Below are 20,335 nucleotides of genomic sequence, written 5' to 3'. Positions count from 1 at the left end.
GTGTTTAAAATTAGTATACGTAACAAATTACTTCACCACCTACATTTAATTGCTTAGCTTGTTTTCCTGTCATCAAACCTTTTGATGTAGAAACAATAGCAATTCCTAATCCGTTAAGGATTCTAGGTAATTTGGCAGCACCTGCGTACTTACGTAAACCAGGTTTACTAATTCTTTGGATATCTTTGATTACAGGCTCTTTAGTATCTTTATCATACTTCAAAGCAATTTTGATAGAACCTTGAACTGTGTTCTGCTCAAATTTGTAACTTAAGATATAACCTTGATCAAATAAGATCTTAGTTATCTCTTTTTTAAGATTAGATGCTGGAATTTCAACAACTTTGTGGTTTGCAGCCACAGCGTTACGAACTCTAGTCAAATAATCTGCAATAGGATCTGTATACATATGTATTTGATTGCGATTATGGTTTTCGGGAGATACTCATCTCCCGAACCTTTAATCAATTAAAAATTATTTTTTGGTTTGCAAAAGTAATAACTTATTGCCAAATTACCAAGATGCTTTTTTAACACCAGGAATTAATCCATTGTTAGCCATTTCACGGAAAGTTACACGTGAAATACCGAATTGACGGATGTAACCTCTAGGTCTACCTGTTAACTTACAACGGTTGTGTAAACGAACTGGTGAAGCATTTTTAGGTAATCTTTGTAAACCTTCATAGTCTCCAGCTTCTAATAAAGCTTTTCTCTTTTCAGCATACTTAGCTACCGTTTTCTCTCTTTTCACCTCGCGGGCTTTCATTGATTCTTTAGCCATGTCTTAATTCTTTTTAAAAGGTAATCCTAATTCAGCCAATAATGACTTTGCTTCCTTGTCTGTTTTTGCAGTAGTAACAAAAGTAATATCCATTCCTGAAATTTTGTTTACTTTGTCAATATCAATTTCTGGGAAAATGATTTGCTCTAAAACTCCAAGATTGTAGTTACCTCTTCCGTCGAATCCAGTAGCTTTAATACCACCAAAATCTCTAACACGTGGTAAAGCAGAAGTGATAAGTCTATCTAAAAACTCATACATTCTTTCTCCACGTAAAGTAACTTTTGCTCCAATAGGCATTCCTTTTCTCAATTTGAAAGACGCAACGTCTTTCTTAGAGATTGTAGAAACTGCTTTTTGTCCAGTGATCTTTGTTAACTCATCAACTGCATAGTCAATAAGTTTTTTATCAGATACAGCTGCACCAACTCCACGGCTCAAAACGATTTTCTCAAGTTTAGGAACTTGCATCACGTTTGTATATCCGAACTCTTCTTTAAGAGCAGAGATTACTCTACTCTTATATTCTTCTTTTAGTCTAGGTGTATATGCCATTACTATAGTACTTGATTAGATTTTTTTGAAAATCTTACTTTCTTATCTCCTTCTACTCTAATACCTACTCTAGTTGTCTCCTTAGTTTTAGGATCAATTAAAGCAATGTTAGAAATTTGAATAGAAGCTTCTTTCTTAACGATACCACCTTGAGGGTTTTTAGCACTTGGTTTAGTATGTTTAGAAACCATGTTTACACCTTCAACGATCGCTTTGTTTTTTTCACGGTAAACACGTAAAACTTTACCTTCAGCCCCTTTATGGTCTCCAGCAATAACTCTTACGATATCTCCTGATTTTATTTTTAGCTTTATCATCTTAAAACGAATTAAAGCACTTCTGGTGCTAATGATACAATTTTCATGAATTGTTTTTCACGAAGTTCTCTTGCTACCGGACCAAAAACACGAGTTCCTCTCATTTCCCCTGCAGCGTTCAAAAGAACACATGCATTGTCATCGAAACGGATATAAGAACCATCAGCTCTTCTCACTTCTTTTTTAGTACGCACAACAACTGCAGTTGAAACAGCTCCTTTTTTCACGTTTCCGTTTGGAGTTGCATCTTTGATAGAAACTACAATTTTGTCACCAACAGAGGCATATCTTCTTTTAGTACCTCCTAAAACACGAATAGTTAAAACTTCTTTAGCTCCCGTGTTATCTGCTACTTTTAGTCTTGATTCTTGTTGTACCATAATTATTTAGCTCTTTCTAAGATTTCAACTAATCTCCAACATTTTGTTTTACTTAAAGGACGCGTTTCGCTAATTCTTACAGTATCTCCAATGTTACAGTCGTTTGTTTCGTCGTGTGCAACATATTTCTTAGTTTTCAACACGAACTTACCGTATAATGGGTGTTTTACTTTTCTTACTTCCGAAATAACGATAGATTTATCCATCTTATTTGAAGTAACAACACCTATTCTTTCTTTTCTTAAATTTCTTTTTTCTTCCATCTTTCAGCAGAATACAATTATTGTAACTCTCTTTTAGTTAACTCTGTAGCTAATCTTGCAACTGTTCTTCTAACGCTTCTAATTTGAAGTGGGTTAGCAATTGGAGAGATTGCGTGAGCCATTTTTAGGTCAGCATATACTTTCTTAGTTTGACTAAGCTTTTCTTGCAACTCCGCTGCAGAAAGATCTTTTATTTCTGATTGTTTCATAATAAATATAAATTATGCTTCGAAATCTCTAGCAACGACGAACTTAGTTTTTACTGGAAGTTTTTGAGCTGCAAGACGTAAAGCCTCTTTTGCAACTGACAATGGAACTCCTCCAACTTCAAACATAATTCTTCCTGGTTTAACAACAGCAGCCCAATACTCAACTGCTCCTTTACCTTTACCCATACGTACTTCAAGAGGTTTCTTAGTAATAGGTTTGTCTGGGAAAATTTTAATCCATAATTGTCCCTCTCTTTTCATGTAACGAGTTGCAGCGATACGTGCAGCTTCGATTTGACGAGAAGTTAAGAACATTCCATCTTCATGTACAGATTTAATACCAAACATTCCATTTGAAAGTTCATGCCCTCTTTGAGAGTTACCTTTCATTCTACCTTTTTGTACCTTACGGTATTTTGTTCTTTTAGGCTGTAACATTTTTCTTTAGTTTAAAAATTTACTTTCTTTTACGAGCGTCTGGTTTTCCACCTTTGTTAAAGTTAGATTTGCCTCTAGGAGCATCTCCACCTTTTCCACCACCTGTACCAGATTGTTTTTTGTCCATTCCAGCAAGTGGAGAAAGTTCTCTCTTACCGTAAACTTCACCTTTCATGATCCACACTTTGATCCCCATTCTACCGTAAGTAGTGTGAGCTTCAGCAAGTGCATAATCAATGTCAGCTCTGAAAGTTGATAGAGGAATTCTACCTTCTTTGAAACCTTCCGAACGCGCCATCTCAGCACCATTCAAACGACCAGAAATCAAAACTTTGATACCTTCAGCGTTCATACGCATAGAAGCAGCAATAGCCATTTTGATTGCACGTCTGTAAGAAATACGGCTTTCGATTTGACGAGCGATGCTTGTCGCCACAAGATAAGCATCTAACTCAGGTCTTTTGATTTCAAAGATGTTGATTTGAACCTCTTTGTCAGTAACTTTCTTAAGTTCTTCTTTTAACTTGTCTACCTCTTGCCCACCTTTTCCGATAATGATACCAGGTCTAGCAGTAGTGATAGTAACGGTTACAAGTTTCAAAGTTCTCTCGATGATTACTTTTGATACACTAGCTTTTGATAAACGAGCGTGGATATACTTTCTGATTTTGTGATCTTCGGCAAGTTTATCACCGTAATCATTTCCACCATACCAGTTTGAGTCCCATCCTCTGATGATACCAAGTCTATTTCCAATTGGATTTGTCTTTTGTCCCATGCTGCTTAAGAATTGCTTTGTGTGTTATTGATAGCTCCAAGCACGATTGTTACGTGATTAGAACGTTTTCTTATTCTGTGTGCACGACCTTGTGGAGCTGGACGAAGTCTTTTTAACATCATTCCACCATCTACTCTGATCTCTTTAACAAATAATCCAGCCTCTTCTAAATTACCTTCACTATTTTTTTGCTCCCAGTTATTGATTGCAGACAATAATAGTTTTTCTAATTTTCTTGAAGCTTCTTTAGAACTGAATCTTAAAATGTTAAGTGCTCTTTCTACCTTCTGACCTCTTACCAAGTCCGCTACTAAGCGCATTTTTCTAGGTGAAGTAGGGCAGTTATTCAATTTTGCGAAAGCGATAGACTTATTAGCCTCTTTTCTCGCATCTGCTGTTTCTCTTTTACGAACTCCCATTGCTTCTTTTATTTTTTACCTTTATTTTTTGCTCCAGCATGACCTCTAAAAGATCTAGTTGGCGAAAACTCTCCTAATTTGTGACCTACCATGTTTTCTGTTACGTAAACTGGTACAAATTGACGACCGTTATGAACTGCGATAGTTTGTCCAACGAAATCTGGAGTAATCATTGAAGCTCTAGACCAAGTCTTAACAACTGCATTTTTACCACTTTCTACGTTTTCTTGAACTTTCTTGTCTAATTTATAATGAACGAAAGGTCCTTTTTTTAATGAACGTGCCATATCTTATTATTTCTTTCTACGTTCTACGATATACTTGTTACTCGGGTTTTTCTTAGAACGAGTTCTGTAACCTTTAGCTGGCAATCCGTTTCTTGAACGTGGGTGCCCTCCAGAAGAACGTCCTTCACCACCTCCCATAGGGTGATCAACTGGGTTCATCGCTACTGGTCTAGTTCTAGGTCTTCTTCCTAACCATCTTGTTCTACCTGCTTTTCCAGATACAACTAATTGGTGATCAGAGTTAGAAACAGCTCCAATTGTAGCCGAACAAGTTAACAAGATTAATCTTGTCTCACCAGAAGGCATTTTAATTGTTGCATATTTCCCGTCTCTTGCCATTAACTGAGCAAAAGTTCCAGCTGAACGAGCGATAACCGCTCCTTGTCCTGGACGTAACTCAATACAAGATATAACAGTTCCAAGAGGAATTCTGCTTAAAGGTAATGTATTACCGATTTCTGGTTGAGACTCTGGTCCAGAAACTAATTTCTGACCAACTTTCAATCCATTTTGTGCGATAATATAAGTTTTCTCTCCATCAGCGTAAGCTAATAAAGCGATAAATGCAGTACGATTTGGATCATATTCAATTGATTTCACTGTAGCTGGAATTCCATCTTTAGTTCTTTTGAAATCAATAATACGATATCTCTGCTTGTGACCACCACCCGTATAACGCATGGTCATCTTTCCTTGACTATTTCTACCTCCTGAGTTTTTTATCGGCGCTATCAATGAGCGTTCCGGCTTATCAGTTGTAATAGCGTCATAACCATTCACAACTCTAAATCGCTGACCCGGGGTAATAGGTTTTAATTTTCTTACTGACATTTTTCTATCTTAGATATTGTTGTAAAAATCAATTGTTTCTCCTTCTTGTACTTGTACAATTGCTTTTTTATAAGCATTTGTCTTTCCACTGATTAAACCACTTTTAGTGTATTTAGTAGATCTATCTGGTCTCACATTCATTGTGTTAACAGAAACGATAGTTACTCCATAAGCAGCTTCAACAGCTTTCTTAATCTCAACTTTGTTTGCTTTTTTGTTAACAACGAATCCAAAGCGGTTTAGAACTTCACTTTCTTTGGTTACTTTTTCCGTTACTATAGGTCTAATAATAATGCTCATATTCCTATTATTTACTTAAATTTTCTTCAATTAACTCTAAAGAACCTTCCAAAAGCACTAAATTATTAGCGTTTAATATTGCGTAAGTGCTTAATTCTGAGCTAGTTACGACGTTTGAAGCCTTTAAATTACGTGACGACAAATATACATTTTTATTTGACTCACCCAACACAAATAAAGATTTTTTATTCTCTAACCCTAAAGCTTTCAAAACGTTAATGAAATTTTTAGTGTTTGGCGCTTCAAAATTAAAGTCTTCTAAAACTACGATATTTGACTCTTTTGCTTTGATTGAGAAAGCTGATTTTCTAGCCAATCTCTTTAAGCCTTTATTCAATTTGAATGAATAACTTCTTGGTCTTGGTCCGAAAACTGTTCCACCACCTTTAAACAATGGATTCTTAACACTTCCTGCACGCGCAGTACCAGTTCCTTTTTGTTTTTTAATCTTACGCGTACTTCCAGTTACTTCAGCTCTTTCTTTAGCTTTATGAGTGCCTTGTCTTTGATTAGCAAGATATTGCTTAACATCAAGATATACTGCGTGATTGTTTGGCTCAATTGCGAATACTGAATCAGAAAGTTGAACTTTTCTACCAGTATCTTTTCCGTTGAAATCTAATACTTTTACTTCCATTACTTCTGAATGATTACATAAGAGTTTTTGTGCCCAGGAACGCATCCTTTAACAACAAGTAGATTCTTATCAGCAACTACTTTTAAAACTCTAAGGTTTTGAATTTTTACATTTTCTCCTCCCATTCTTCCAGCCATACGCATTCCTTTGAATACTCTAGATGGATAAGAAGAAGCTCCTACAGAACCTGGCGCTCTTAAACGGTTGTGCTGACCATGAGTAGCTTGTCCAACACCACCAAAACCGTGACGTTTAACAACACCTTGGAAACCTTTACCTTTAGACACACCTTGTACATCCACAAATTCTCCTTCTGCAAAAATAGTAACATCTACAAGATCTCCTAATTTTTGTTCAGTTGCAAAATCCTGAAATTCAACGACTTTTTTCTTAGCAACAGTTCCAGCTTTTTTAAAGTGCCCTAAAGCAGCTTTAGTAGAATGTTTCTCGTTTTTGTCATCGAAACCAAGTTGCAACGCTTCATACCCGTCAACCTCTTTGGTTCTGACTTGGGTAACAACGCATGGGCCAGCTTCGATTACTGTACAAGGAATATTTTTCCCGTTTTCATCAAAGATACTAGTCATGCCGATTTTCTTACCAATTAACCCAGACATAAATATTAATTATTAATTACTAAAATTCCCTTCAATTTGAAAATAACAGAAATTTCCAAACAGGGAGTGCAAAAGTAGACATTAAAAACGAATATACCAAACAGTTGTAAAAATTAAATCGCTCATAATCAAAATCCAAGCTCCAAAACAATACCAAAACCGACCTTAATTATAACAAAATTTGAGTCTATTTTTTCAATCTTCAAGCAACCCAATCATAACAATTAATTAATAAAATCACAACAAAAAAAACTCGCACCCCTTTAAAACAAAGGCTTTTACAAAAAAGTAAAAATTTTTATAAATAAAAAATAAATAAATTTCACAACCTAAAAACAACTTTTTAAAACAAAAAAAGCGAGACAAAAAATGCCTCGCTTTTTATATAAAAAAATATAAAAAAATTATACTTTAATCTCTACTTCAACTCCACTTGGCAATTCAAGTTTCATTAAAGCATCAATAGTTTTAGATGAAGATGAATAAATATCAATCAATCTCTTGTATGACATTACTTCAAATTGCTCTCTCGCTTTTTTGTTAACGTGCGGAGAACGCAACACAGTGAAAAGTTTTTTGTGAGTTGGCAACGGAATTGGACCTGTTACAACCGCTCCAGTAGTTTTTACTGTTTTTACGATCTTTTCAGCAGATTTATCTACTAACATGTGATCGTAAGATTTTAGTTTTATTCTGATTTTTTGACTCATTTTCTTAAAATTAAGCGTTACCTTTTGCTTTTTTGATTACCTCTTCTGAAATATTAGAAGGTGTTTCTGCATAGTGAGAAAACTCCATTGTTGAAGTTGCTCTACCAGAAGATAATGTTCTCAATGTAGTTACATAACCAAACATTTCTGATAAAGGCACATCAGCTTTAATCGTTTTAGCACCATTTCTATCACCCATATCATTAACCTGACCTCTACGACGGTTCAAGTCACCTACGATATCACCCATGTTTTCTTCTGGAGTAATAACTTCGATTTTCATGATTGGCTCAAGAATAACAGCTCCAGCAGCACGTCCAGATTCTTTATAACCCATTCTTGCAGCTAATTCAAAAGATAATGCATCAGAATCCACAGGGTGGAAAGATCCATCAGTTAAAGTAACTTTTAAACTATCCACAGCATAACCCGCTAATGGACCAGTTTTCATAGCTTCTCTAAATCCTTTTTCAACAGCAGGGATATATTCTTTAGGAACGTTACCACCTTTTACAGCATTGATAAATTGTAATCCAACTGGAACTTTACCATCAACTTCATCAGCAGGCTCGATTGTAAATACGATATCACCGAATTTACCACGACCTCCAGATTGCTTCTTGTAAGTCTCTCTATGTGTTGCAGATCTTGTAAACGCTTCTTTGTATTCAACTTGAGGCTCACCTTGGTTCACTTCAACTTTAAATTCACGTTTCATACGATCTACTAAGATATCTAAGTGAAGCTCACCCATACCCGAAATAATAGTTTGACCAGAAGCCTCATCAGTTCTAACTGTAAATGTTGGATCCTCTTCAGCTAATTTAGCTAAAGCCATACCCATTTTATCAACGTCAGCTTTTGTTTTTGGCTCAATAGCAATACCAATTACTGGATCAGGGAATTTCATAGACTCCAATACAATTGGATTCTTTTCATCACAAAGAGTATCTCCTGTTTTAATATCTTTAAATCCAACAGCAGCACCAATATCTCCAGCCTCAATAAATTCGATTGGATTTTGTTTATTAGCGTGCATTTGGTAAATACGAGAAATTCTTTCTTTATTACCAGAACGAGTATTTAAAACATAAGAACCAGCATCTAAACGCCCAGAATATGCACGGAAGAAAGCTAAACGTCCAACGAATGGATCAGTAGCAATTTTAAATGCTAAAGCAGCGAATGGCTCTTTAACATCTGGCTTACGTAAAATTTTCGTTTGATCTTCCTCTAATAAATCAGCGTCATCAGGATGAATTCCCTCAATACCTTCTTTATCTAATGGAGACGGTAAATATTTACAAACAGCATCTAACATGAACTGAACTCCTTTATTTTTGAAAGAAGAACCAGCAAGCATAGGAATGATTGCCATATCAATAGTAGCCGCTCTTAATGCATTGTTGATTTCTTCCTCTGTAATAGAGTTTTCATCTTCCATGTATTTATCCAAAAGATTTTCATCATAAGTTGCAATCTCTTCGATAAGAATAGAACGATATTGTCTTACTTCGTCAACCATATCAGCTGGGATATCAACGATATCAAAAGTAGCTCCTTGAGTTTCATCATGCCATACGATAGCTTGATTTTTAACTAAGTCAACAATACCTTTAAAATCTGCTTCATCACCAATAGGCAAAGTAATTGCAACCGCATTCGATTTCAACATATCTTTAACCTGTCCGCATACAGCTAAAAAGTTAGCACCTTGACGGTCCATTTTATTTACGAATCCCATACGAGGAACTCTATACTGATCAGCAAGTCTCCAGTTAGTTTCTGATTGAGGCTCAACACCATCAACAGCACTAAATAAGAAAACCAAACCATCAAGTACACGCAAAGAACGGTTTACCTCTACAGTAAAGTCAACGTGTCCAGGAGTATCAATAATATTAAAGTGGTATGGTAATGATTCTGGAATAACTTTACCTTGTACAGTTGGAAAATTCCAAGTACAAGTTGTAGCAGCAGAAGTAATTGTAATACCTCTTTCTTGCTCTTGAGCCATCCAGTCCATTGTTGCAGCACCATCGTGCACCTCACCAATTTTGTGTGACTTTCCAGTATAAAAAAGAATACGCTCAGTTGTTGTTGTTTTACCAGCATCAATGTGAGCAGCGATTCCGATATTTCTTGTATATTTTAAATCTCTAGCCATTTCTTTACGAATTAAAATCTAAAATGAGAGAATGCTTTGTTAGCTTCTGCCATTTTGTGAGTATCCATTCTTTTCTTAACTGCAGCACCTTCTTCTTTAGCAGCAGCTAAACACTCTGAAGCTAAACGTTGTGCCATAGATTTTTCATTTCTTCTTCTTGAATAAAGTATTAACCACTTCATTGCCATAGAAATTTTTCTGTCTGGACGAATTTGCATTGGGATTTGGAATGTAGCTCCACCAACTCTACGGCTACGTACTTCTACGTGAGGCATAACGTTTGTTAAAGCATCTTTCCAGATCTCTAATGAAGTTTTCTCATCATTTTGCTTTTTAGATTCGATGATATCAATAGCATCATAAAATACTTTAAAAGCTGTAGATTTCTTACCATCCCACATTAAGTTATTCACAAAACGTGTTACTAATTGGTCATTAAACCTTGGATCCGGTAAAAGTGGTCTTTTCTTTGCCGCTCTTTTTCTCATGTCTTTTTCTTAAAAGTTTTTAAATTACTTTTTTGCTTCTTTTGGGCGTTTAGCACCGTACTTAGATCTTCTTTGCGTTCTTCCTGCAACACCTGACGTATCAAGAGCTCCGCGAACGATATGATATCTAACACCTGGTAAATCTTTTACCCTTCCACCTCGCACTAATACTATCGAGTGCTCTTGTAGATTATGTCCTTCTCCTGGGATGTAAGCATTCACCTCATTACCATTTGTCAAACGTACACGCGCAACTTTACGCATTGCAGAGTTTGGTTTTTTTGGTGTAGTAGTGTAAACACGCGTACAAACCCCTCTTCTTTGAGGACAAGAATCTAAAGCAACCGATTTACTCTTCTTAGTGATCTGAGTTCTTCCTGTTCTTACTAATTGTTGAATTGTTGGCATAATTAATACTAAAAATTATTATGTTTATTAAATTCCCGCTTTTTACGGGGTTGCAAATGTATAAAATAATTTTCACTATACAAACGTTAAATCATTAATTTTCAACAACATTATTTATATCTATGATTTCACAAAGAAACATTAGATATTTGCTTTACATTTAACTAACAAAACAATTGCTTTTGAAACAATTATATTACATACTCATTTTACTCCTATCATCAAATTGTTTTGCGCAATCTTTCTACCTTAATATAAATGGAATAAACAAAAAACAAAGCCAAACTATTGACTCCATACTCTACACAAAAAAACATCCAAATATAAAATCACTAAACAACGAGATTTCAACAGTAACAAACAGACTCGCAAAACAAGGTTATATAAGCGCTAAAACATTAGAAAATAAAAAAGTAAATGATAGCACTTACACTGTTTTAATGGACTTGCAAACTAGAATAAAAGAGATACATATATATATAGGTATAAATAGTTTTTTTTATAACTCAAAAAAAACAGCAAAAGATACCATAATCATACCCTATACAGAACTTGAAAATTTCTTAAACCAAGAAATATCAGACAACGAAAAGGCAGGATTTGCATTTTCTAAAATCAAACTTGAAAACATCAAAAAAAAGAATTCAATAATTTACGCCGACTTAAATTTTGATTCCGAAAAAAAAAGAACCTTAAATTCCATTATTGTAAATTACACGAATCCTTCTTTAAAAGACTATTTTCCAAAAGGAGCACTTAAACAATTAAACAAAAAATACCTAAACAAAACTTTTAATCAAGAAACCGTCAAAAAACTTTATGACGATATTAATAGTTTTGAATTTGTTTCACAGCCCAAGTATCCCGAAATCTTATTCACTTCAGATTCGACCAAAATATACACTTATCTTGACAAAAGAAAAGCCAATAACTTTGATGGATATATTGGCTTCTCAAATGATGAAAACAAAAAGTTAATTCTAAATGGCTATTTAGACATTTCACTAACAAACATATTACGAGCTGGCGAAAAATTTTCTCTTTATTGGAAAAGCGACGGAAACCAACAAAAAACCTTCAACACAAAACTTGAAATCCCCTATCTATTTCAATTACCTCTCGGAATAAAAGCGCAATTAAACATCTTCAAGCAAGACAGCACATTTCAGAACACTAAAACAGACATCAATCTTGGCTACTATTTAAATTACAATTCTAAGATCTACCTTGGCTACCAATCTACCGAATCAAGCGATATTCAAAACATCAATAATTCTACTATTAGTGATTTCAACAATTCCTACTTTACTTCAACATACGAATACAAAAAAACAGACTCCAATAGCCTCATGCCTGGAAAAGCATTTTTAAGTTCGATACTAGGCCTTGGAAAAAGAGAAACAAATAATGATCTTGAAACAGCAGATCCTAGCAAACAATTTTATATAAATGTAAATGCCGCGTACAATTTCGAACTTAATAACAAGAATTTCATTAACATAAATTCTCAAAGCGGCTATTTAGACAGTAAAAATTATATTACTAATGAATTATTTCGATTTGGAGGAATGAATTCAATAAGAGGATTTTCAGAAAACAGTTTACAGGCAAATTTTTATTCTGCATTTCTTACAGAATACAGATATATGTTTTCAAAAAGCGCATACATCCATTCTATAGCTGATTATGCTATATATCAAGACTTAACCAATATTTCAAATCCTAAAAAAATTAAGAATTTAATAGGAATCGGCATAGGTGTGGGAATAGAAACAAAAAATGGAATTTTACGAATTATTCTCACGAATGGACAGCAAAATCAGCAGGAAATACAATTATATAACACTATCGTAAACATATGTTATAATGTTAAATTTTAGGGTTTACCAAAAAAAAATTTTTTTTTATTAGGAAAGTTAACAAATTATTAAGAGTTTTGCGATACTAATTCAAAATATTTAAAAATGAAACTAAAGTTCAATGGATTCTTAGTGCTTTTATTAGCACTAGTTGCGCAATTGACATTTGCGCAAGAAAGAGCTGTTTCAGGAACAGTTTCCGATAATACAGGTATGCCTTTACCGGGGGTAAGTGTATTAGTGAAAGGAAGCAAAACTGGAACACAAACTGATTTTGATGGAAAATATTCTATTAAAGCATCTTCAAGCCAAGTTTTGGTATTTAGCTACATTGGAATGAAAACCCAAGAAGTAGCTGCAAGCTCATCTGTAGTTAATGTTAAATTATCAGGTGATGCACAAGAACTTGAAGCAGTTGTAGTAACAACAGCTTTAGGTATCAAAAGAGAGAAAAAATCTTTAGGTTACTCATCACAAAAACTTGATGAAAAAACAGTTAACTCAACACCAACAAACAACTTCCTAAACAACTTATCAGGTAAAGTTGCAGGTTTAGAGGTTAAAACTAACTCTAACTTTGGTGGATCTACTAACATCGTACTTCGTGGATCAAAAAGTTTAACTGGAAACAACCAAGCATTAATGGTTGTTGATGGTGTTGCTATTAGCAATGATAACTTAAACTCAGCATCAGCAAAAAGCGGAAGACAAGGTTTTGACTTTGGTAACTCTGCTTCTGATATTGACCCAAACAACATTGAATCTATTACAGTACTTAAAGGTGCTGCTGCAACTGCATTATATGGTAGCCAGGCTGCGAATGGTGCGATTATGATTACTACTAAAAAAGGTAAGAAAAACAGCGCTTTAGGAGTAAGTTTCAGTTCTACAACTTCTATGGGTTCTTATGACAAAGATACTTTCATTAAGTACCAAAAAGGTTACGGAGCTAATGGTTATTCAGGACCAAACGATAGTTTCTACACAGCAGATGCTAACGGAGACGGTATTCCTGATCAAGTTGTTGATATGACTGCCGATTCATCTTTCGGTAATGCTTTCGACCCAAGTTTAAACGTGTTCCAATGGACTGCTTTTGCTCCAGGTAACGCTAATTATGGTAAAGCTACTCCATGGGTTGCTGCTGCTAATGATCCTGGTAAATTCTTCCAAAAATCTTTCAGCACAGTTAACAACATTGGTTTAAGTGGTGGAGACGAAAAAGGATCTTACAACTTTAGCTACACTAACAACAATGAATCTGGAATTTTACCAAACAGTAGATTAAACAGAAATATTATCAATGGTAGTTTCTCAAGAAACTTATCAGATAAAATTAAAACAACTGCATTCTTCACATTCTCTGACCAATCTACAGTAGGTAGAAACAGTACAGGTTATGGAGATAACATCTTAACTGGTTTCAGACAATGGTGGCAAACTAACGTTGACGTTAGAGACTTAAAAGACGCATACAACGTAAACGGACAAAACGTTACTTGGAACATGAATGATCCATTATCTGGAAATTTTGCTCCAGCTTATTGGAACAACCCATACTTTGACCGTTACAAAAACTACTCTTCTGATGACAGAACGAGAGTTCTTGCAGGTGCTAATATCTCTTACGATATAACAAAAAACTTTAATGTTTTAGGACGTGTTACTGTTGATACTTCTAACGACAGACAAGAATTAAGAAAAGAAAAAGGAAGCCACGCTGAAGAGTTTGGTTTACAAGCTCTTGATGAAACTTCAGGATACGAGCTATACACAAGAAGTTTCTTACAGACAACTTACGATTTCATTGCTACTTACGATTTAAAAATTTCTGAAAAAATTTCAGCAAAACTTTTAGGTGGATCAACTTTCATCAAATCTCATACAGATTCATTCGACGGATCAACAACTGGAGGTTTAGTAGCTCCTGGATTGTTTACTTTAGCAAATTCAATGTCATTTGTTGCTCCATTAGAGCAAGAAATCAATTATAACAAATTGGGTCTTTATACTCAAGGTTCTATCGATTACAACAGAATTATATTCGTTGAAGGTTCATACAGAAGAGATCAATCTACTGCTTTACCACAAAACAACAATAAATATGATTACTGGTCACTTGGAACAAGTTTCATTGTATCTGAATTAATCAAACAAGATTGGTTAAACAACTTAAAACTTAGAGCTAACTATGCGGTTGTAGGTAATGACCCAGTTGCTGGCAGACTTGGATGGAAAATTAACAATGGATTAATTGGCGGAAACTTAATGTTTGCTAACAACTCTACTTTTGTTAACTTTAAAGATTTGAGATCAGAAAAATTAAAAAGCTGGGAGTTTGGTGTTGAATCAGCTATGTTCAAAAATAGATTAAGTTTTGACGTATCTGTGTACCAATCTAACACTACAGACCAAATTTTCAACGTACCACAATCTACGTCTACAGGATTTGCATCTTCACAAGTTAATGCTGGAGAATTACAAAACAATGGTATCGAGGTATCTTTATTTGGTTCGCCAGTTAAAACTAAAGATTTCGAATGGCAAGTTGGTGTAAACTGGTCTAGGAACAGAAACAAAGTTGTTTCTTTGAACGCAGGAAGAGATAACTTACAATTAGCTTCATGGCAAAATGGAGTTTCTTTAAATGCTACTGTTGGTCAACCATACGGTACAATGAGAGGAACAGATTATGTATATGATGCAAATGGAAACAAAACAGTTGACGAAGATGGTTACTACTTAATCGCTACTGATAAAGTAATCGGAAACATCCAAGCTGACTGGATTGGAGGTCTTTCTAACAGATTTAATTACAAAGATTTCTCTTTGAATTTCTTAATCGATATGAAAAAAGGAGGAAGTGTTTACTCTCTAGATCAAGCTTACGGACAATACACAGGTCTTTATCCAGAAACTGCTGGTCTTAACGACTTAGGAAACCCATTAAGAAACTCTATCGCTAATGGTGGTGGTATTATCCTTGACGGTGTTTACGAAGATGGTACTCCAAACCAAGATAGAATTCCTGCAAACATGGTAGGAGCTGGTTTTGGTGTTGAAGTTGAGCCAAACAAAAAATTCATCTACGATGCATCTTACGTAAAATTAAGAGAAGTTGGTTTCACATACAATGTACCGTCTAAATTCTTAGACAAAACAATGGCTAAATCAATCTCATTTAGTTTATTAGGAAATAATCTTTGGATTATTCACAAAAATTTACCGTATGCTGACCCAGAAGCTGGACAATCATCTGGAAACATTCAAGGTTTTCAATCAGGTGTAATGCCAACAACAAAAGTATACTCATTTAATATTAAAGCGACTTTCTAAGATGAAAAAATTAATCCTCTCAATAACAGCATTGTCATTATTTATGACAAGCTGTGTAAGTGATGATCCTACATACAACAATGACCAGGACAAATCTTACGATGTGCCTTCTGAGACGCTTTTCACAAATGCTGAAAAAGAGTTGACAGATCAACTAGTAACTCCAAGTGTTAACTTAAGTATCCTAAGATATGCATCTCAATATTGGGCTGCAACTCAATACAATACAGAAGCTAGATTCAATATTACTACAAGAAGAATTGGAGACGGACACTGGAATGCATTATATAGAAGTACATTAGGAAACTTACAAACTTCAAAAGAAGTAATTTTAACTGAAGCTGGTGATCCAACTGTGCAAAAAAATAAAATTGCTTTAATTGAAATCCTTCAAGTTTACACTTTCCAAGTTTTAGTGGATACTTATGGAGATGTTCCTTATACTGACGCATTAAAAGTAAAAGAAGTAATTTTACCTAAATACGAAGATGATGCAGCTATTTATCCTAAATTAATCACTAGATTAGATGCGGCTATTGCTCAATTAGATACTAGTGCTGATTCTTTTGGTTCTGCTGACTTTATCTATGGAGGTGATGTAGCAAAATGGAAACTTTTTGCTAACACTTTGAAATTAAAAATTGGTTTGAATTTAGCTGATGCTGATGCTGCACTTTCTAAAAGTACAGTTGAAAGCGCTTACAACGCTGGAGTTATCTTAAACAATACAGAAAATGCAACTTTTGACTATCCAGGAGCTGCTCCAATGTACAATCCTATCTTTGCTAACTTAGTAGCTAGTAACCGTAATGACTTCGTTGCTTCTGAAACTATTGTTAATGAAATGAACGCTTTGGAAGATCCAAGAAGAGCTATTTATTTCAATGCAATGCCTGACGGATCTTACAAAGGAGGTCTTAATGGTCCAACTAACGTTTACCAAAATTTCTCTGCTATTGGAGATAAGTTAAAAGCTGCTGATTTCCCAGGTTTATTAGCTGAGGCTACTGAATCTAACTTCTACTTAGCTGAAGCTGCTGCAAGAGGATATGCTGTTGGAAATACTGCTGAGTACTACTATAACAGAGCGATTACTGCTTCTTTCGAAAACTGGGGAATTGCAAGTGAAGCTGCTGCTTACTTAGCTAAACCAGAAGTAGCTTATGCTACTGCTTCAGGAACAACTTACAAAGAAAAAATCGGTAAACAAGCTTGGATTGCTTTCTTCAACAGACCGTTCGAATCTTGGAACTCTTACAGAAGATTAGATTTCCCTGCTTTAGTTGCACCTGCTAACGCTGTTGCTGCTGCTGAAGGAGAAATTCCAAAACGTTACACTTATCCAATCAACGAGCAAACAGTAAACAATGCAAATTGGGCTGCTGCTTCTACTGCAATTGGAGGAAACAAACTTAAAGTTCACGTTTTCTGGGATAAATTCTAATTTATTCTGAAAAACAATATATCAAAACCGCTCTGTTAATTCAGGGCGGTTTTTTTATATAAACATATTACCTATATTTGTCCAATGGAAAAAGAACATCAAATATTTGGCATTAGAGCCATCATAGAGGCAATTCAAGCAGGAAAAGAAGTAGATAAAGTTTTCATACAGAAAGACATTTCTGGTGAGCTTATGAAGGATTTAATGAAAGTAATGAAACGTGCAAACGTTAACTTCTCTTATGTACCTGTAGAAAAACTAAACCGCCTTACTCCAAATAATCATCAAGGTGCAGTAGCAACCATCTCTCCTATTGGTTTTATTGATTTAGAACATTTAGTTGAGTCTACGATTGAGTCAGGTCAAAAACCTCTTTTTCTAATATTAGATCAGGTATCAGACGCTAGAAATTTTGGTGCTATTATTAGAACAGCTGAATGTACTGGTGTAAACGGAATTATTATACAAAAAGCAGGGTCGGCTCCCGTTAATGGAGATACAGTTAAGACTTCTGCTGGAGCGGTATTCAATGTGCCTATTTGCAAAGTTGAACATATAAAAGATGCGATCTTTTACTTGCAAGGTTCTGGAGTAAAAACAGTTGCTGCAACTGAAAAAACAGATCAAAACATATACGACATATCACTAACAGAACCATTGGCTATTATTATGGGATCTGAAGATCGAGGAATAAACCCTTCTGTTTTAAAAATAGTTGACGAAAAAGCCAAATTGCCAATGTTCGGTACAATTGGATCATTAAACGTATCTGTAGCCTGTGGCGCTTTTCTATACGAAGCTGTTCGCCAAAGAACCTAAAAACACATTGAGAGATTAAGATGCGAATGAAATAATTAAATACCTTTAATTAATGCTTTCAAAATCTAATTCAAAATCAAAAGTTACAATATTCCGCTGCCTGTTTGTAATTTTACTAATTACAAACAGCTACGGACAAAATACTACGTACAATCAATTTTGGAATGAAATTCAGTTCAACCAAACTTTAAGCAAAAAATGGGCGACAGAAATAGATTTTGCATCAGCCTACAGTGGAACAGAATCTTCATCAAACTTATTCGAGAATACAATACAAAGATCTATTAGAGGCTGGGGACATTATTACTTTTCTCCAAGATGGAAGTTCTCTGCTTTCATCGCCTATTTCAACAATAGAGATGTTCCAGAAATTGGTCAATTCGAATCTCCCGAAACACGCTTTGCCCTTCAGGGAATTTATTACTTTCATAAAACGGGATATACTTTAAGCACAAGAATGCGCACAGAATTCCGCCATATGAGAAATGAAGATGATGATTATGAAAACGTTCTTCGATATAGACAGCAAATTAAATATATACAACCTATCAATAGTAAAATATTAAGAAGCGGAGTTGTATATGCAATTGCATCAGATGAGCTTTATTTCAAATCTGGAGCAAAAGTTACTGGCGAAAGTTTCTTTGATCGGAATCGTTTAAATATTGGAGCTGGATATTTATTTTCAGATGATATTCAGGTTGAACTAACCTATTGCAATGAATATCTTCCCCGAAACAGCGGGAATCAAACAACCAACGCAGCCTCGCTTACTCTAACATTCAATAATCTTATTAGGAACCTTAAGAAGAAAATCGAAGCCAAAAAGCATCCTGAAATGAAGGATGAAGAATAATTAGTTTTCTTCTTTCTTTAAAAAACATTTAAGCTGTTCGATGATAGCATCTTTATGAAGCTTAAAGTTGTAGCTTCTCACAAATTCAGTTCCTTCCATATTGATTTCAGCAGTAATAGCTTCGTAATTAGAAAACGCATCAAGATCTTTATTGTCTATCAAATAGAGAACTTGCATTATAGAATCGTTACGTCGATATTGTGTATCGTAATGTGCTAGCTTATAGGTTTTGTTATCTGCAAGATGAATTATTAAATCATCTTTGATCTTTTTTCCAACTTTCTTTTCAGGAAATGGTGTCGGCTGCAGTGCAACAAAATAATTCTCTTTATCTGTAACAATATTAATTTTCAAAGATTTTGATTTTGTAGTATAAAATACTGCAGGCTCAAAATAGTAAATCATACTACCATCTGCCTGCATCCTATTTTTTATTTCACATTGAGCAATTCCTTTCCCAGTAAAAACAAAACTAAAAAACAAAAGTAGAAACTTCATTTTCATAATGCTCAAGATTAAATTGTTACTCTAACAAATTTACTTTTTTTATTTCAAAGAAAATTATTCATCGGTTTCTTCTTGATCTGCTTTTCTAACTACAATATAATTTACTGGATGACTAGACGAAAAATAATCTATCTGATCCTCTTCCTCCTCATGGGAAAAAGTAACGAAATTTCCATTTTCATCAAAATGCTTCATAAAAGAATCACTGCTCGGATCAAAATCTGGACGCTGCCAATCGTAAACAATTGGTTTTGCATATTCGGGTGCTTTATAAAACAATGTCAAAACAAAACCTGTAATAAGTCCTGCTAAATGCCCTTCCCAAGAAATAGATTGATCAACATCTGGAAAAACATACCATATCATTCCGCCATAAAGTAAAATCACAGTTAAAGATAATGCCACCAATCTATAATATTTGGTTTGAATACCCTTAAAGAAAATAAAACTAACCAAAACATAAATTAATCCGCTGGCGCCGATATGAAAATTTTCTCTTCCGACAACCCAAGTGATTAATCCCGAAAATAGAATCCCATAGCCTATAACACCTAATGTTTGTTTTGGATAAAAAAACTGCATCGCCGCCAATAGTATTACAAGCGGAATACTATTGTTATACAAATGATCTAAATTTTCATGAATAAATGGACTGAACAAAACTCCACGTAAACCAATTAAGTCTCGAGGATAAATTCCGTATCGATAAAAATCAAAATCAAAACGGATCTGAAGCCAATATACTATCCATAAAAAGAGGACAAAAAACATCGGAAGTCCAATAACCGAATTTGAAAACCTAAAATTAGTGTCGTTCATATTTTTAGAAAATAACAATTAATAGGACTCAAAAAACTATCCAAAAATATTTTACTGATATTTTGTCATATCAAAATACAAAATTGTCTCAAATCAGAACAATCATT

General features: G+C 34.5%; 26 protein-coding genes. 5 read left to right on the top strand and 21 right to left on the bottom strand.

The window, feature by feature from the left end; translation table 11 throughout:
• Positions 1-10: 10 nt before the first annotated feature.
• The 19 genes from rpsH to rpsL all read right to left on the bottom strand — a co-directional run bounded on the left by rpsH (position 11) and on the right by rpsL (position 10,588).
• Entirely contained in the window at positions 11-409 is a 399-nt protein-coding gene (gene rpsH, locus SOM12_RS08015) for a 30S ribosomal protein S8 (protein WP_008464306.1), read from the bottom strand.
• A gap of 105 nt (positions 410-514) precedes the next feature.
• Entirely contained in the window at positions 515-784 is a 270-nt protein-coding gene (rpsN, locus tag SOM12_RS08010) for a 30S ribosomal protein S14 (protein ID WP_008464305.1), read from the bottom strand.
• A gap of 3 nt (positions 785-787) precedes the next feature.
• Positions 788-1,339, bottom strand: a complete 552-nt coding sequence (rplE, locus tag SOM12_RS08005) for a 50S ribosomal protein L5 (RefSeq protein ID WP_012022484.1) — start codon at positions 1,337-1,339, stop codon at positions 788-790.
• Between the two features lie 2 nt (positions 1,340-1,341).
• Complete coding sequence (gene rplX / locus SOM12_RS08000) at positions 1,342-1,656, bottom strand: 50S ribosomal protein L24 (RefSeq protein WP_026727873.1); 315 nt, start codon at positions 1,654-1,656, stop codon at positions 1,342-1,344.
• Positions 1,657-1,667: 11 nt separating this feature from the next.
• Positions 1,668-2,036 carry a 50S ribosomal protein L14 gene (rplN, locus tag SOM12_RS07995; protein ID WP_007803649.1) on the bottom strand — a complete coding sequence of 123 codons (369 nt, stop codon included), beginning with the start codon at positions 2,034-2,036 and terminating at the stop codon, positions 1,668-1,670.
• 2 nt (positions 2,037-2,038) lie between these two features.
• Positions 2,039-2,299: a 30S ribosomal protein S17 gene (gene rpsQ, locus SOM12_RS07990; RefSeq protein ID WP_012022485.1), complete on the bottom strand. Its 261-nt coding sequence runs from the start codon at positions 2,297-2,299 to the stop codon at positions 2,039-2,041.
• A gap of 17 nt (positions 2,300-2,316) precedes the next feature.
• Positions 2,317-2,508 carry a 50S ribosomal protein L29 gene (gene rpmC / locus SOM12_RS07985; RefSeq protein ID WP_008464297.1) on the bottom strand — a complete coding sequence of 64 codons (192 nt, stop codon included), beginning with the start codon at positions 2,506-2,508 and terminating at the stop codon, positions 2,317-2,319.
• 12 nt (positions 2,509-2,520) lie between these two features.
• Positions 2,521-2,946, bottom strand: a complete 426-nt coding sequence (gene rplP, locus SOM12_RS07980) for a 50S ribosomal protein L16 (RefSeq protein WP_008464295.1) — start codon at positions 2,944-2,946, stop codon at positions 2,521-2,523.
• Between the two features lie 19 nt (positions 2,947-2,965).
• Positions 2,966-3,724: a 30S ribosomal protein S3 gene (rpsC, locus tag SOM12_RS07975; protein ID WP_008464292.1), complete on the bottom strand. Its 759-nt coding sequence runs from the start codon at positions 3,722-3,724 to the stop codon at positions 2,966-2,968.
• Positions 3,725-3,729: 5 nt separating this feature from the next.
• Positions 3,730-4,143: a 50S ribosomal protein L22 gene (rplV, locus tag SOM12_RS07970; RefSeq protein ID WP_007803631.1), complete on the bottom strand. Its 414-nt coding sequence runs from the start codon at positions 4,141-4,143 to the stop codon at positions 3,730-3,732.
• Between the two features lie 8 nt (positions 4,144-4,151).
• Positions 4,152-4,430 carry a 30S ribosomal protein S19 gene (gene rpsS / locus SOM12_RS07965; RefSeq protein ID WP_008464288.1) on the bottom strand — a complete coding sequence of 93 codons (279 nt, stop codon included), beginning with the start codon at positions 4,428-4,430 and terminating at the stop codon, positions 4,152-4,154.
• Between the two features lie 6 nt (positions 4,431-4,436).
• Positions 4,437-5,261, bottom strand: coding sequence for a 50S ribosomal protein L2 (gene rplB, locus SOM12_RS07960; RefSeq protein ID WP_008464287.1), 825 nt, complete (start codon positions 5,259-5,261; stop codon positions 4,437-4,439).
• Positions 5,262-5,270: 9 nt separating this feature from the next.
• Positions 5,271-5,561: a 50S ribosomal protein L23 gene (rplW, locus tag SOM12_RS07955; RefSeq protein ID WP_008464286.1), complete on the bottom strand. Its 291-nt coding sequence runs from the start codon at positions 5,559-5,561 to the stop codon at positions 5,271-5,273.
• A gap of 7 nt (positions 5,562-5,568) precedes the next feature.
• Positions 5,569-6,198, bottom strand: coding sequence for a 50S ribosomal protein L4 (gene rplD / locus SOM12_RS07950; protein ID WP_111379744.1), 630 nt, complete (start codon positions 6,196-6,198; stop codon positions 5,569-5,571).
• Positions 6,198-6,815 carry a 50S ribosomal protein L3 gene (gene rplC / locus SOM12_RS07945; protein WP_095931500.1) on the bottom strand — a complete coding sequence of 206 codons (618 nt, stop codon included), beginning with the start codon at positions 6,813-6,815 and terminating at the stop codon, positions 6,198-6,200. Before rplC ends, rplD begins: the two co-directional genes overlap by 1 nt.
• A 404-nt stretch (positions 6,816-7,219) precedes the next feature.
• The gene (rpsJ, locus tag SOM12_RS07940) at positions 7,220-7,525 is read right to left on the bottom strand and encodes a 30S ribosomal protein S10 (protein WP_007803605.1); all 306 of its coding nucleotides are present in this window, start codon (positions 7,523-7,525) and stop codon (positions 7,220-7,222) included.
• Positions 7,526-7,535: 10 nt separating this feature from the next.
• Positions 7,536-9,692 carry an elongation factor G gene (gene fusA / locus SOM12_RS07935; RefSeq protein ID WP_095931501.1) on the bottom strand — a complete coding sequence of 719 codons (2,157 nt, stop codon included), beginning with the start codon at positions 9,690-9,692 and terminating at the stop codon, positions 7,536-7,538.
• A gap of 11 nt (positions 9,693-9,703) precedes the next feature.
• Positions 9,704-10,180 carry a 30S ribosomal protein S7 gene (rpsG, locus tag SOM12_RS07930; RefSeq protein WP_017495022.1) on the bottom strand — a complete coding sequence of 159 codons (477 nt, stop codon included), beginning with the start codon at positions 10,178-10,180 and terminating at the stop codon, positions 9,704-9,706.
• 24 nt (positions 10,181-10,204) lie between these two features.
• Positions 10,205-10,588: a 30S ribosomal protein S12 gene (gene rpsL, locus SOM12_RS07925; RefSeq protein ID WP_007136570.1), complete on the bottom strand. Its 384-nt coding sequence runs from the start codon at positions 10,586-10,588 to the stop codon at positions 10,205-10,207.
• Between the two features lie 182 nt (positions 10,589-10,770).
• Here rpsL and SOM12_RS07920 point away from each other — a divergent pair, with 182 nt between their 5' ends.
• The 5 genes from SOM12_RS07920 to SOM12_RS07900 all read left to right on the top strand — a co-directional run bounded on the left by SOM12_RS07920 (position 10,771) and on the right by SOM12_RS07900 (position 18,902).
• Positions 10,771-12,468: a hypothetical protein gene (locus SOM12_RS07920; protein WP_320492998.1), complete on the top strand. Its 1,698-nt coding sequence runs from the start codon at positions 10,771-10,773 to the stop codon at positions 12,466-12,468.
• 84 nt (positions 12,469-12,552) lie between these two features.
• Positions 12,553-15,783 carry a SusC/RagA family TonB-linked outer membrane protein gene (locus SOM12_RS07915; RefSeq protein ID WP_320492997.1) on the top strand — a complete coding sequence of 1,077 codons (3,231 nt, stop codon included), beginning with the start codon at positions 12,553-12,555 and terminating at the stop codon, positions 15,781-15,783.
• 1 nt (position 15,784) lies between these two features.
• Positions 15,785-17,227: a SusD/RagB family nutrient-binding outer membrane lipoprotein gene (locus SOM12_RS07910; protein ID WP_095931504.1), complete on the top strand. Its 1,443-nt coding sequence runs from the start codon at positions 15,785-15,787 to the stop codon at positions 17,225-17,227.
• A gap of 84 nt (positions 17,228-17,311) precedes the next feature.
• On the top strand, positions 17,312-18,046 hold the full coding sequence (gene rlmB, locus SOM12_RS07905; protein WP_095931505.1) for a 23S rRNA (guanosine(2251)-2'-O)-methyltransferase RlmB: 735 nt from the start codon (positions 17,312-17,314) through the stop codon (positions 18,044-18,046).
• A 52-nt stretch (positions 18,047-18,098) separates the two neighbouring features.
• Positions 18,099-18,902: a DUF2490 domain-containing protein gene (locus tag SOM12_RS07900; RefSeq protein ID WP_320492995.1), complete on the top strand. Its 804-nt coding sequence runs from the start codon at positions 18,099-18,101 to the stop codon at positions 18,900-18,902.
• On the opposite strand, the gene SOM12_RS07895 is transcribed toward SOM12_RS07900, so the two are convergent.
• Positions 18,903-19,406: a hypothetical protein gene (locus SOM12_RS07895; protein WP_320492994.1), complete on the bottom strand. Its 504-nt coding sequence runs from the start codon at positions 19,404-19,406 to the stop codon at positions 18,903-18,905. It abuts the gene before it with no gap.
• Between the two features lie 57 nt (positions 19,407-19,463).
• Positions 19,464-20,228 (bottom strand): rhomboid family intramembrane serine protease, encoded by a 765-nt coding sequence (locus tag SOM12_RS07890; RefSeq protein ID WP_320492993.1) that lies wholly within the window; start codon positions 20,226-20,228, stop codon positions 19,464-19,466.
• Positions 20,229-20,335 lie beyond the last annotated feature (107 nt).

Origin of the sequence: Flavobacterium sp. CFBP9031 (assembly GCF_034044945.1) — a bacterium.
GTDB lineage: Bacteria > Bacteroidota > Bacteroidia > Flavobacteriales > Flavobacteriaceae > Flavobacterium.
The sequence above is the reverse complement of the archived record's forward strand: the minus strand, read 5'-3'. Positions and strand labels throughout refer to the sequence as shown.